The following is a 12,949-nucleotide window of genomic DNA, read 5'->3' on the forward strand; positions in this document are numbered from 1 at the left end:
CTTGAATATATCCTTGGCCCGGCCCGCCCCGGGCCGCCCGACACCTCACGGAGCCGCCATGCCGCTCGCCTACTCCACGCTCGGCGTCCCCGGGCTCCCGCTGGCCGAGGCCGCCGGGCTCGCCGCCGGCCACGGCTGGGACGGGCTCGAACTGCGGTGCGCCGAGGGCGAGTCCGTCCACCCGGCGATGACCCGGGGGGAGCGCGGGGCGGCCGCCCGCACCATGCGCGCCCACGGCCTCACCCCCCTCGCGCTCGCCTCCTACGTGGGCGTCGCCGCCCCGGGCCCGGACGCCCCGGTGACCGGCTCGCTCCGCACCCACCTGCGGCTCGCCGCCGACCTCGGCGCGGGCGCCGTCCGGGTCTTCCCGCGCGGCGGCGACGGCCCGCGCGCCGAGGCCGACGACCGGGCCGCCCGGCGGCTCGCGGACGTCGCCGAGGAGGCGGGGCGGCTGGGCGTGCGGGTGCTCGTCGAGACCCACGACTCCCACCGGGGCGGCCGGGCGGTGGCCGGGCTGCTGGCCCGGGTCGCCCACCCGGCCGTCGGCGCCCTGTGGGACCTGATGCACACCCACCTGGCCGGCGAGACCCCCGCCGGGAGCCACGCGGCGCTCGCCCCGTACCTCGGCCACGTGCAGGTCAAGGACATCGCCGACCCCCAGGACCGCACCCCGCTCCCGCTCGGCGCGGGCGTCCTGCCGATCGCCGACTGCCTGCGCCTGCTGCCGCCGGACGCCTGGGTCTGCTGGGAGTACGAGGCGCCCTGGCACCCGGCCGCCGCCCCGCTGCCCCCGTTGCTCCCGGCGGGCGCGGCCTTCCTCCGCGCCGCCGACCGTCGCGCCGCCGACCGCCGGGCCGATCGGCCCGCCCTCTAGGGTGTACCCGTACGACCATCCCACCGGCAGGAGGCACCCGATGAACGCGAGCGCAACGACCGAGACCCCGCTCCCGGTCGGGGTGATCGGCCTCGGCGACATCGCCCAGAAGGCCTACCTGCCGGTGCTCGCCGCCCTGCCCGGGCTGGACCTGCGGCTGATGACCAGGGACGCGGCCAAGCTGGACCGCCTCGGCGAGACCCACCGGATCGCGCCCGGACACCGCTTCACCGACCTCGGCGCGCTGATCGGCAGCGGCATCAGGGCCGCCTTCGTGCACGCCGCCACCGACCAGCACGTCCCGATCGTCGAGCAGCTGCTCACCGCGGGCGTGGACGTCTACGTGGACAAGCCGCTCGACTACACCCTGGACGGCGCCCGCCGGCTGGTCGACCTGGCCGACCGCACCGGCCGCTCGCTGATGGTCGGCTTCAACCGCCGCCACGCGCCCGGCTACGCCCAGGCCAGGGAGCGCCCGCGCGACCTGATCGTGCTGCAGAAGAACCGCGAGGGCCTGGCCGAGACCGCCCGCACCCTGGTGTACGACGACTTCATCCACGTCGTGGACGTGCTGCGCTTCCTGGCCCCCGGCGAGATCGAGCACGTGGACGTCCGCTCCCGCAGCCGCGACGGACTGGTCGAGCACGTGGTGCTGACCCTCGGCGGGGACGGGTTCACCGCGCTCGGCATCATGAACCGGGTCTCCGGCTCCACCGAGGAGGTGCTGGAGGTCTCCGGCGGCGACTCCAAGCGCGAGGTGCACAACCTCGCCGAGGTGATCGACCACCGCGGCCAGCCGACCGTCCGCCGCCGCGGGGACTGGGTGCCGGTGGCCCGTCAGCGCGGCATCGAGCAGTGCGTGCTCGCCTTCCTGGCCGCCGTCCGCGCCGGGCACACCCTGGACGCCCACGACGCGCTGCGCACCCACGAGCTGTGCGAGCTGGTCGTCGAGCGGATCGAGGCTTCCTGGGAGTCCACTGGGAGCGGGCTGTGAGCGGCCCGGCCTGACCGGAGGTCACGTCACCTGCGAGGAACCGACAGTTCACCGGCAGGGTCTTGTCGGGGCATTTTCTACGCGCGTATCTTGAGGGGCGCCGCGGGGGGCGGGTGTCCGTCCTCCGCTTTCCCTCTCCGCGAGTAGCGCGCGCCCGTTCGCGCCTCCGCCCGGACCGTCGCGCGCCACCAGTGCCGCACGACGGAGCTAGGAGTCCTGCCCCGGTGACCACCGCCTCCGCTCCCCGCCCCCGCAGAGCCCTGCTGCGCGCCGCCCTGATCCCGGCTTCGCTGGCCGCCTCGCTGGTGCTCGTCCCGCTGCCGGTGGCGAACGCCGCCGCGGCCACCCCCGCCCCGACCGAGGCCGGCCCGCTGCGCATCCACGACGTCCAGGGCGGCACCCGGATATCCCCGCAGGCCGGCAAGCCCGTCACCGGCGTGCCCGGCATCGTCACCGGCGTGCGCGCCTACGGCAGCTCCAAGGGCTTCTGGATCCAGGACCCGAACCCGGACGCCGACCCGGCCACCAGCGAGGGCGTCTTCGTCTTCACCGGCGGCAACCCGACCGTGAAGGCCGGCGACTCGGTGCTGGTGAGCGGCAAGGTCACCGAGTACTACCCGAACTTCGGCGGCGGCTCGCAGTCCATCACCGAGATCACCGCCCCCGGCATCACGGTGCTGTCGGCCGGCAACCCGCTGCCCGCCCCGGTCACCGTGGACACCCGCAACATCCCCGGCACCTACGCCCCGCCGGCCGCCGCGGACGGCTCCATCGACGCCGTGGCGCTCGACCCGGAGAAGTACGCCCTGGACTTCTACGAGTCCCTGGAGGGCATGCTCGTCCAGGTCAAGGACGTCCGGGTGATCCAGGCGACCGACAAGTACAACGAGCTGTGGGTCGCCGCCGACAAGCAGGACCAGCGCAGCAAGCGCGGCGGCGTGCTGTACGAGTCCTACCGCGAGCCCAACGTCGGCCGCCTGATGATCCAGCAGCAGGCCCCGGTCGGCCAGCAGCCGTTCCCGGTGGCCAACGTCGGCGACGAGCTGACCGGCACCACCGCGGGCCCGCTGGACTACAACAACTTCGGCGGCTACACCCTGGTCGCCGGCACCATGGGCGCCCTGAAGGACAACCACCTCCAGCGCGAGGTCACCGCCCAGCCGGCCGACCGCGAACTCACCCTCGCCACCTACAACGTGGAGAACCTGGCCCCGGGCAACCCGGACGCCAAGTTCGCCGAGCTGGCCCAGGGCGTCGTCACCAACCTGCGCTCGCCCGACATCGTCGCCCTGGAGGAGATCCAGGACGACAACGGGGCCACGAACGACGGCACGGTGGACGCGAGCCGGACCGTCGCCAAGTTCGTCGCCGCCATCAGGGCGGCCGGCGGCCCGGCCTACGACTGGCGCTCGGTCGACCCGCAGGACGGCAAGGACGGCGGCGAGCCCGGCGGCAACATCCGCCAGGTCTTCCTGTTCAACCCGCAGCGGGTGTCCTTCACCGACATCCCCGGCGGCGACGCCACCACCGCCGTCGGCGTGACCGGCACCGGCGCGAGCACCGCGCTGACCGCCTCGCCCGGCCGGATCGAGCCGAACGACGAGGCCTGGACCACCAGCCGCAAGCCGCTGGTCGGCCAGTTCTCCTTCCGCGGCAAGAAGGTCTTCGTGATCGCCAACCACTTCAACAGCAAGGGTGGCGACCAGGGCATCGACAGCCGCTTCCAGCAGCCGACCCGCGGCTCCGAGGTGCAGCGGATCAAGCAGGCCACCATCGAGCAGGCCTTCGTCGCCAAGCTGCTGGCCGCCGACAAGGAGGCCAGGGTCGTCTCCCTCGGCGACTTCAACGACTACCAGTTCTCGCCCGCGCTGGCCGCGCTCACCAAGGACGGCGTGCTGCGCGACCTGGTGAACCAGCTGCCGGAGACCGAGCAGTACTCGTACGTCTACCAGGGCAACTCGCAGGTGCTGGACCACATCCTGGTCAGTCCCGAGGTCGGCTACGCCAAGTACGACGTGGTGCACATCAACGCCGAGTTCGCCCAGCAGGCCAGCGACCACGACCCGCAGGTGGTCCGCATCAAGCCGTGACCGGCGCCCCGGCTATCCTGCCTCCGCCGCCGGTGATCACCGGCGGCGGAGGCAGTGCCGTGCCGTGCGACGGGGGAGCCGAAGCGATGGAGTGCAGGATCGAGCGGATCGGGCGCGCCGACTGGCAGCGGCTGCGGAAGGTGCGGCTGGCCCAACTCCTCGACACACCGCTCGCGTTCGGCGAGACCCACGAGACCGCGACCCGCCACGGCGAGGGTGAGTGGCGGGCCCGGTGTGACTGGGTCAACGAGCCCGACCGGCTCGGCCTGGTCGCGGTGGACACCGCGGGGGAGTGGGTCGCCACCATGCTGTCCGCCCCGAACCGGGTCCAGGCCTCCGCGCTGGACGTCATCGGCGTCTGGGTGGACCCGGCACACCGCGGCCGCGAGCGCGGCGTCGCCGACGCCCTGCTGGACACGGTGCTCGCCTGGGCGCGGGTCCGGGGCGCCGGGCGGCTGCTGCTCGGGGTGCACGAGGCGAACCCCCGCGCCGCCGCCTTCTACCTGCGGCGCGGGTTCGCGTACACCGGGGAGGCGACGCCGTACGTGCTGGACGCCTCGGCGCGCATCCTGGAGATGGCCCTCCCGCTGGACTGACCGGCCCGCCGGGAGAGCCCTCGGCTCAGCCCACGTACGGCTCAGCCCACGCGCGGCTTCAGCCCACGTACCGGGCCAGCGCCTCGCCGGTCAGCGTGGACCGCGCGGCGACCAGCTCGGCCGGGGTGCCCTCGAAGACCACCAGCCCGCCGTCGTGCCCGGCGCCGGGGCCCAGGTCGATGATCCAGTCGGCGTGCGCCATCACCGCCGGGTGGTGCTCGATCACGATCACCGACTTCCCGGACTCGACCAGCCGGTCCAGCAGCCCGAGCAGCTGCTCGACGTCGGCCAGGTGCAGCCCCGTGGTCGGCTCGTCCAGGACGTAGACACCGCCCTTGTCCGCCATGTGGGTGGCCAGCTTGAGCCGCTGCCGCTCGCCGCCGGAGAGCGTGGTGAGCGGCTGGCCGAGGCTGAGGTAGCCGAGCCCGACGTCCGCGAGCCGCTCCAGGACGCGGTGCGCGGCCGGGAGCTTCGCCTCGCCCGAGCCGAAGAACTCCTCCGCCTCGGTCACCGACATCGCCAGCACCTCGGCGATGTCCCGCCCGCCCAGGTGGTACTCCAGCACCGCCGGCTGGTACCGCTTGCCCTCGCAGTCCTCGCAGGTGGTGGCCACCCCGGCCATCATCGCCAGGTCGGTGAAGACCACCCCGGCGCCGTTGCAGGTCGGGCAGGCGCCCTCGGAGTTCGCGCTGAACAGGGCCGGCTTCACGCCGTTGGCCTTGGCGAAGGCCTTGCGGATCGGGTCGAGCAGCCCGGTGTAGGTGGCCGGGTTGCTGCGCCGGGAGCCCTTGATCGCGCCCTGGTCGACGGAGACCACGCCCTCGTTCCCGGCCCCCGACGGTCGGCACAGCGACCCGTGGATCAGCGAGCTCTTCCCGGAGCCCGCCACCCCCGTCACCACGGTGAGCACCCCGAGCGGGACGTCCACGTCCACGTTCCGCAGGTTGTGGGTGCTCGCGCCGCGGATCTCCAGCCGGCCGGTGGGCTCGCGCACCGTCCCGCGCAGCGCCGTCCGGTCGGACAGGTGGCGGCCGGTCACCGTGCCGCTGGTGCGCAGCCCCTCGACGTCGCCCTGGTAGCAGACCGTGCCGCCCGCCGCGCCGGCCCCGGGGCCGAGATCCACCACGTGGTCGGCGATCGCGATGGTCTGCGGCTTGTGCTCCACCACCAGCACCGTGTTGCCCTTGTCCCGCAGGCGCAGCAGCAGCCGGTTCATCCGCTCGATGTCGTGCGGGTGCAGGCCGGTGGTGGGCTCGTCGAAGACGTACGTGGTGTCGGTGAGCGAGGAGCCGAGGTGGCGGATCATCTTGACCCGCTGCGCCTCGCCGCCGGAGAGGGTGCCGGAGGGGCGGTCGAGCGAGAGGTAGCCGAGGCCGATCTCCACGAAGGAGTCGAGGGCCTGGCGGAGCGTGCCGAGCAGCGGTGCCACCGAGGGCTCGTCGAGGCCGGCGACCCAGGCGGCGAGGTCGCTGATCTGCATCGCGCAGGCGTCGGCGATGCTGACGCCCGCGATCCTGGACGAGCGGGCGGCCTCGCTGAGCCGGGTGCCGCCGCAGTCGGGGCAGGCGGTGAAGGTGACGGCGCGCTCCACGAAGGCCCGGATGTGCGGCTGGAGCGCGTCCTTGTCCTTGGCCAGCATGGACTTCTGGATCTTGGGGATCAGGCCCTCGTAGGTGAGGTTGACGCCGTTGACCTTGACCTTGGTCGGCTCCCGGTACAGGAAGTCCTGCATCTCCTTCTTCGTGTACCTGCGGATCGGCTTGTCCGGGTCGAGGAAGCCGGAGTTGGCGTACACGCCGACCGTCCACCAGCTGTCGGTCTTCCAGCCGGGGATGGTGATCGCGCCCTCGGAGATCGACTTGCCGTCGTCGAAGAGCTGGGTGAGGTCGATGTCGGAGACGCTGCCGCGGCCCTCGCAGCGCGGGCACATCCCGCCGGTGATGCTGAAGCTGCGCCGCTCCTTGACCGTCTTGCCGCCGCGCGCGACGGTGACGGCGCCGGCGCCGCTGATCGACGGGACGTTGAAGGAGAACGCCTTGGGGGAGCCGATGTGCGGGGTGCCGAGGCGGCTGAACAGGATGCGCAGCATCGCGTTGGCGTCGGTGGCGGTGCCGACGGTGGAGCGCGGGTCGGCGCCCATCCGCTGCTGGTCGACGATGATCGCGGTGGTGAGGCCCTCGAGGACGTCCACCTCGGGGCGGGCCAGGGTGGGCATGAAGCCCTGGACGAAGGCGCTGTAGGTCTCGTTGATCAGCCGCTGGGACTCGGCGGCGACGGTGTCGAAGACCAGGGAGCTCTTGCCCGAGCCGGACACCCCGGTGAACACCGTCAGCCGGCGCTTGGGGAGGTCGACGCTGACGTCCTTGAGGTTGTTCTCGCGGGCGCCGTGCACGCGGATCAGGTCGTGGCTGTCGGCGACGTGCGGCTGCGCGTCCGTCCGCTTGGGCATCGTTCTCTTCGCTCCCTGGCTCTCGGCGGTTCTCTGGGACAGGTGGTGGACCGGTGGGCCCGCCCGGTCCGGCCGCCGTCGGTGTGCTCGAACCCCCCGATCCAACCATTTCCGGCCGGGGTCGAACAGGTTCGCGCACGTCCGGCGGCGGGCAGGACGGGCCCGGTACCGGCGAGGGTCAGCGCACCTCGTTGAAGCGGACCATGTTGCCCGCCGGGTCGCGGAACGCGCAGTCCCGGACGCCGTACGGCTGCCGGGTCGGCTCCTGGACCAGCTCGGCGCCGCCGGACTTCAGCCGGTCGTAGACGCCGTCCAGGTCGGGGGTGCCCAGGACGAGCCGGGCGTAGGTGCCCTTGGCCATCATCTCGGTGATGGTCCGCTGCTCCTCCTCGGTGCGGCCCGGGTCGGCGGAGGCCGGCTCCAGCACCAGGGAGACGTCGGGCTGGCCGGCGGGGCCGACGGTGATCCAGCGCATCGGGCCGCCGCCGACGTCGCTGCGCACCTCGAAGCCGAGCAGGTCGCGGTAGAAGGCGAGGGAGGCCTCGGGGTCGGTGTGCGGGAGGAAGGTCCAGTGAATGGTGATCTCGTTCATGACTGCAACGCTAGGCGCGCACCCGGGCCGGGCGCTTCTCGAATCCTGATCGGTCCGCGCGACCGGCCCGGGGCGGCATGCGGGCGGACCTAGCAGTTCGGGATGGTGGTGCCGTTGTTGTCCTTGGCGGTGTCGTTGCCCCAGCGGGACAGGTAGAGGGCGGAGACCCACTGGCCGCCGGGGCCCGCGTCGGGGTCGGTCTTCAGCCACCAGTGGTTGTAGCCGCTGCCGTTCGACGCCTCGCGGCCCCAGGCCTTGCAGTAGACGTAGTTCGTCCCCTGGTACAGCGTCCCGGTGCCGGTGGTGGAGGCCGGGGAGCCGTACACCGGCGCGTTGGCGTAGGTGTCCACCCAGTACCTGCCGTCGCCCGACGGGGGCGTGGTCGGGGGCGTGGGCGGCGTCGTGCCGGAGTTGCCGGGGCCGTACAGCCGGATGGCGCCGTAGTAGTCGCCGTGCGAGGAGAGCGCCGCCACCCGGACGTAGCCGCCGGAGTACGGGGCCTCGACGATCCAGCCCTGCCCGAGGTACATCGCGACGTGGTGGATGGTGGAGGCGGTGTTGCCGAAGTACACCAGGTCGCCGGGGAGCAGCGGTGCGGTGCCGTCCGCCCGGTAGTAGCGGGCGACCGCCCGGGAGGTCGGCCACTGGGTCCGGGTGGTGCCGTTGATGACGTCCTCGCCGACGGCCAGGTCGTAGGCGTAGCGGACCAGGCCGGAGCAGTCCAGGCCGCGGACGTGGCAGTCGTCGGGCGCGCCGTTGGCGGGGTCGCAGAGGCCGTACGTCGGGCCGGGCTGCCCGCCGTGGCCGCCGCCCCACGAGTACGGGGTGCCGATCAGCCCGCAGGCGGAGCGGACGGCGGCGCTCGCCTGCGGCGCGGCACCGGTGGAGAGCACCGCGCACGAGGGCGCCGCCTGGGCCTCGCCGGCGCCGGCGAAGAACACTCCGACCGAGACCAGCAGCGACAGCAGGGCCGCCCAGCGCAGCGGGGCGATCAACCGTCTCGACAGAAGGTTTACGCGCGTAGTAGTCATGGTCGCGCATCCTTTCGGAATCCCTGACTCCGGGTCAATGGCTGTCGTGCACACACTTCCTGTGCTCCGAACACCTGTTTCTTCGCAGGTCAGGGGTATGGCGACCGGCATCTGTACGGCGTCCCGCCCGGGGGTGAACGGCCGCCGACGCGCGCGCTCCCGCGCCGGCGGACCGAGCACGGAAGGGGCCGGAATCCCGGTTGACCGGGGGTGAAGAATGGGCGGCGTGATCTCCCGGGAGCGAGCGGTCGAGCTGGTCGAGTCCTGTCTGGAGCGCGAGCGGCCGGGCTGGGCGTGGGCGCGGCGGATCCCGAAGCTGGCCGCGTACGCCGTCGAGGAGCGGTCGGTCGGCTGGCTCGTCCACTGGACCTCGGCAGGGCGCTCGCGACCCCGCCCTGCGCGGGACCCTCCTCGGCGGCCCCTGCCTGGTCGACCGGGAGGACGGGAGCATCCACTTCGTCCCCGGCACCGAGTGGCGGGACGACTGGGAGGAGGACTACCTCAGGCGGGTCAGGGGCATCCGACCGCCCGACCCCCTCGCCGCGGACGTCCGGCGCCTCGCGGACGGTGCCGGGCCGGCCGCCGCCATGCGGCACCTGCGCCGGCGGGCCCAGCGGCTGGGCCTGCGGGAGGCCAGGGCCTACGTGGCCGCCGTCCGGGACGGGAGCGAACCGCCCGAGGAACTGGCGAGCCTCACCCGCGAGCCCGATCCGTGGGCCGCGGACCCGATCGAGACGCTGGCCGGCCCGGTGTGACCGGACCCGCGGGGCCGGGCGGCGTGCGGCAACCGGACCCGCCGGGCCGCGCCCTCAGCCGCCGTGCCAGGACCTCCACAGCGCCGCGTAGCCGCCGTCGGCCGCCAACAGCTCGTCGTGGCTGCCCAGTTCGGTCACCCGGCCGCCGTCCATCACCGCGACCCGGTCCGCGTCGTGCGCGGTGTGCAGGCGGTGGGCGATGGCGATCACGGTGCGGCCCCTGAGCACGGCCGCCAGGGAGCGCTCGGTGTGCCGGGCCGTGGCCGGGTCGAGCAGCGAGGTCGCCTCGTCCAGGATCACCGTGTGCGGATCGGCCAGGACCACGCGGGCCAGGGCGAGTTGCTGGGCCTGCTGGGCGTCCGGGCGGTGCCCTCCGGCGCCGAGTCCGGTGTCCAGCCCGTCCGGCAGCTCGTCCACCCAGTCGCCGCCGACGGCGGCCAGCGCCGCCCGCAGCTCCTGGTCGCCGGCGGTGGGCGCGGCCATCCCGAGGTTGTCCCGGACGGTGCCGAGGAAGACGTGGTGCTCCTGGGAGACCAGGACGACGTGGCGGCGCAGCTGTGCCGGGTCCAGCTCGGCGACGGGGACCCGCCCGACCGTCACCCGGCCGGTGCGCGGCACCTCGGCTCCGGCCAGCAGCCGGCCCAGGGTGGACTTTCCGGCACCCGAGGGGCCGACCACGGCCAGTCGCTCGCCGGGGCGGACCGTCAGGTCGACGCCGTGCAGGACGTCCCGTTCCCCCTGGTAGGCGTACCGGACGCCGACCACGTCGATCCGGTCGTCGGCGGGCCGCGCGCCACCGGTCACGACCGGCGCGTCGATCCGGCCGACGCCCTCGACCCTGGCGAAGGAGGCGTTGCTGCGCTGGAGCTGGTCGAGCCAGAGCAGGGCCTTGTCCATCGGCTCGGCGAGCTGCCAGACGTAGAGGGCGCAGGAGACGACCGCTCCGATGCCGACCGCGCCGGTGCCGCGCAGGGCGCCGCCGATCAGCAGGATGCCCGCGACCGGGGCGACGTACGAGAACTCGACCACAGGGAAGAGCACGCTGCGCAGGTTGAGCGTGTGGGTGCGGGCGGCCCGGCAGTTCTCGATCGCCTCGGCGGCGGCGGCGATCCGGCGCTCCTCCAGGCCCAGCGCCTCGACCGTCCTGGCCCCGGCGGCGGTGGAGCCGAGCACCTCGGCGAGCGCGGAGTCGGCGGCGCCCTCGGCGAGGTAGCCGGTGTGGGCGCGGCGCAGGTACCAGCGGGTGGCGAACCAGATCCCGGACAGGCAGAGCACCCCGCAGACGCCCAGCGGCAGGTCGACCGCGAGCATGGCGGCCAGGATGAGGACGACCTGGACGAGGGCGACGGAGACCTCGGGCGCGGCGTCGCGCAGGGTGGTGCCGACGGTGGCGACGTCGGCGGTGCCACGGGTCATCAGGTCGCCGGTGCCCGCGCGTTCGACCACCGAGGCGGGCAGGGAGAGGGCCCGCTCGACGAACCGTTCGCGGATCCGGGCCAGGGTCCGCTCGCCGAAGCGGTACCCGGCGTACCGGGCGAAGCGGCCCAGCAGCAGCTGCGCCAGGGCGAAGCAGAGGATGCCCAGGGCGAGCCGGTCGACGTGGCCGGTCCCGGCCCCGGCCCTGACGTCGTCGACGATCCTGCCGAGCAGCCAGGGCCCGCCCAGCCCGGCCGCCGCGGCGAGCCCGTTGAGGGCCAGCATCGCGACGACCGCGCGGCCGTCCTCGCGCACCAGGCGCACGGCGGCACGGCGGGCCTCGGCGGCCCCGGCGACCGGGAGCCCGCGGGCGGTCTCGGTGGGGGCGGTCATCGGGCGGCCTCCTCGGAGTGGGCGGACGCGGTGGCGTCGGGTCCGTCGCCGCCGCGGGCCACCAGCGCGCGGTAGCCGGGCTCCGACGCGAGCAGCGCCCGGTGCGGGCCGGCGGCCACCAGGCGGCCGTCGGCGAGGTAGCAGACGGTGTCGGCCCGCTCCAGCAGGACGGGGGAGGTCGAGGTGAGGGCGGTGGTGCGCCCGGCCCTGGCCCGGTGCAGCCCGGCGGCCATGGCGGCCTCGGTGTGGGCGTCCACGGCGGAGGTGGGCTCGACCAGCAGCAGCACCTCGGGGTCGGCGAGCAGGGCGCGGACGAGCCGCAGCCGCTGGCGCTGCCCGCCGGAGAGGTTGCTGCCCCGGGCCTCGACGGGTGTGTCGAGACCGTCGGGCAGCGCCTGCACGACGTCCTGTGCGGCGGCGTCCCGGACGGCCCGGGCGATGGACGCGTCGGTGTGCTCGGTCCGGCCCCCGACCACCGTGCGCAGCGGGCCGGAGAAGAGGTCGGCGTCGTTGTCCGCCACCACGATCCGGCCGCGGACCTCGGCCAGGGCGACGTCCGCGAGCGGAACGCCTCCCCAGGTGGCGGCGGACGCGCTGTACCGGCCGAGCCGGTCGACCACGGCGGCGGACTCGGCCGGGCGGGCGCTGACGATCGCGGTCAACTGCCCGGGGGCCACCGCCACCCCGCTGTCGGGGTCGTGCAGCGCCGACGGGCCGGCGGGAGCCGGGCGGACGGTCGCGGCGTCCTCGACGGCGGGTGCCAGGTCGAGCACCCGGACGACCCGCCCGGCGGCCACCAGGCCCCTGGTGAGGTCGTACCCGCCCTCGATGAAGGAGGCGACCGGCACCACCAGGACGGCGGCGTAGCCGTAGACGGCGACCAGCGTGCCGACCGTGATGGTGCCCTCGGCGGCCATCCGGGCGGCCAGCCAGGTCACCAGGGCGAGGAAGAGGGCGGGCAGGCCGACCGAGAGGGCCTGGATCCAGCTGGTCACGGCGCCGACCCGGTAGCCCTCGGCCCGCAGGCTCCGCGAACCGTCGACGTAGCGGCCGGCCAGCAGCTCCTTGCCGCCGATGCCGTTGAGGACGCGCATGCCGCCGACGATGTCCGCGATCCTGGCCGTCAGCACGCCCTGTTGCTCGCGGTACCTCGACTCCGCGCCCTGGAGCCGCTCCAGCAGCGGCCCGATCACCAGCGCGAGCAGCGGCACCCCGAGCAGGACGACGACGGCGAGCAGGACGGAGACCGACAGCAGCAGTGCGGCCGCCACGAGGTAGGCGATGACGGCGCCGACGCCCGGTCCTGTGATCGTCAGCGTCCGGCTGATCTGCGCGACGTCGCCCGTCCCGATGCTGACCACCTCGCCGACCGAGACCTTCCGGGGCAGGGCCGCCCCCAGCCGGGTGGCGTGCGCGACCACGACCTTGACCGTCCGGAAGGTGGCGTCCATCCGCACCCGGGTCATGGTGCGGTGGCGCATGATGCCCAGCCAGGCGTTGAGCACCGCGACGCCGAGCAGAGCGGCCACCCAGCCGGCCAGGACGCCCGTCCTCCCCGGCTGGAGCCCGTCGTCGATGGCGCGCTGCATGAGGTACGGCGGCAGCATCAGGCAGACCATCCAGAGGGTGCCGAGCAGCGCGCCGCCCGCGACCCGCCGGCGCTGACTGATGGTCAGCCACCACAGGTAGCGTGCCGCGCTTCGGTGATCCGGAGTGCCCGGATCGGCGTACGAGTCCGTCATGATCGCCACCCTAGGCA

The 12,949-nt window shown here is 74.1% G+C and carries 10 protein-coding genes; 5 read left to right on the plus strand and 5 right to left on the minus strand.

Annotated features, from left to right (window positions below; genetic code table 11):
* Window positions 1-58 precede the first annotated feature (58 nt).
* The 4 genes from ACIQOW_RS30045 to ACIQOW_RS30060 all read left to right on the plus strand — a co-directional run bounded on the left by ACIQOW_RS30045 (window position 59) and on the right by ACIQOW_RS30060 (window position 4,554).
* Window positions 59-874, plus strand: a complete 816-nt coding sequence (locus ACIQOW_RS30045) for a sugar phosphate isomerase/epimerase family protein (protein ID WP_401090168.1) — start codon at window positions 59-61, stop codon at window positions 872-874.
* A 40-nt stretch (window positions 875-914) separates the two neighbouring features.
* On the plus strand, window positions 915-1,868 hold the full coding sequence (locus tag ACIQOW_RS30050) for a Gfo/Idh/MocA family protein (protein ID WP_401090170.1): 954 nt from the start codon (window positions 915-917) through the stop codon (window positions 1,866-1,868).
* A gap of 224 nt (window positions 1,869-2,092) precedes the next feature.
* On the plus strand, window positions 2,093-3,958 hold the full coding sequence (locus ACIQOW_RS30055) for an endonuclease/exonuclease/phosphatase family protein (protein WP_401090172.1): 1,866 nt from the start codon (window positions 2,093-2,095) through the stop codon (window positions 3,956-3,958).
* A gap of 86 nt (window positions 3,959-4,044) precedes the next feature.
* The gene (locus ACIQOW_RS30060) at window positions 4,045-4,554 is read left to right on the plus strand and encodes a GNAT family N-acetyltransferase (RefSeq protein ID WP_401090174.1); all 510 of its coding nucleotides are present in this window, start codon (window positions 4,045-4,047) and stop codon (window positions 4,552-4,554) included.
* A 58-nt stretch (window positions 4,555-4,612) separates the two neighbouring features.
* Here the strand turns inward: ACIQOW_RS30060 and ACIQOW_RS30065 are convergent, their stop codons facing one another.
* The 3 genes from ACIQOW_RS30065 to ACIQOW_RS30075 form a co-directional block, all read right to left on the minus strand.
* Complete coding sequence (locus tag ACIQOW_RS30065) at window positions 4,613-7,003, minus strand: ATP-binding cassette domain-containing protein (protein ID WP_401090176.1); 2,391 nt, start codon at window positions 7,001-7,003, stop codon at window positions 4,613-4,615.
* A 178-nt stretch (window positions 7,004-7,181) separates the two neighbouring features.
* Window positions 7,182-7,595, minus strand: coding sequence for a VOC family protein (locus ACIQOW_RS30070; RefSeq protein ID WP_401090177.1), 414 nt, complete (start codon window positions 7,593-7,595; stop codon window positions 7,182-7,184).
* Window positions 7,596-7,684: 89 nt separating this feature from the next.
* Window positions 7,685-8,626, minus strand: coding sequence for a C40 family peptidase (locus ACIQOW_RS30075; protein ID WP_401090178.1), 942 nt, complete (start codon window positions 8,624-8,626; stop codon window positions 7,685-7,687).
* 587 nt (window positions 8,627-9,213) lie between these two features.
* On the opposite strand from ACIQOW_RS30075, the gene ACIQOW_RS30080 reads away from it, so the two are divergent.
* The gene (locus ACIQOW_RS30080; protein ID WP_401090180.1) at window positions 9,214-9,381 is read left to right on the plus strand and encodes a hypothetical protein; all 168 of its coding nucleotides are present in this window, start codon (window positions 9,214-9,216) and stop codon (window positions 9,379-9,381) included.
* Window positions 9,382-9,435: 54 nt separating this feature from the next.
* Here the strand turns inward: ACIQOW_RS30080 and ACIQOW_RS30085 are convergent, their stop codons facing one another.
* Together ACIQOW_RS30085 and ACIQOW_RS30090 are read right to left on the minus strand one after the other, a co-directional pair.
* Window positions 9,436-11,190 carry an ABC transporter ATP-binding protein gene (locus ACIQOW_RS30085; protein ID WP_401090181.1) on the minus strand — a complete coding sequence of 585 codons (1,755 nt, stop codon included), beginning with the start codon at window positions 11,188-11,190 and terminating at the stop codon, window positions 9,436-9,438.
* On the minus strand, window positions 11,187-12,932 hold the full coding sequence (locus ACIQOW_RS30090) for an ABC transporter ATP-binding protein (protein ID WP_401090183.1): 1,746 nt from the start codon (window positions 12,930-12,932) through the stop codon (window positions 11,187-11,189). Before ACIQOW_RS30090 ends, ACIQOW_RS30085 begins: the two co-directional genes overlap by 4 nt.
* Window positions 12,933-12,949 lie beyond the last annotated feature (17 nt).

The organism is Kitasatospora sp. NPDC091335 (assembly GCF_044757205.1).
Classification (GTDB): Bacteria; Actinomycetota; Actinomycetes; order Streptomycetales; family Streptomycetaceae; genus Kitasatospora.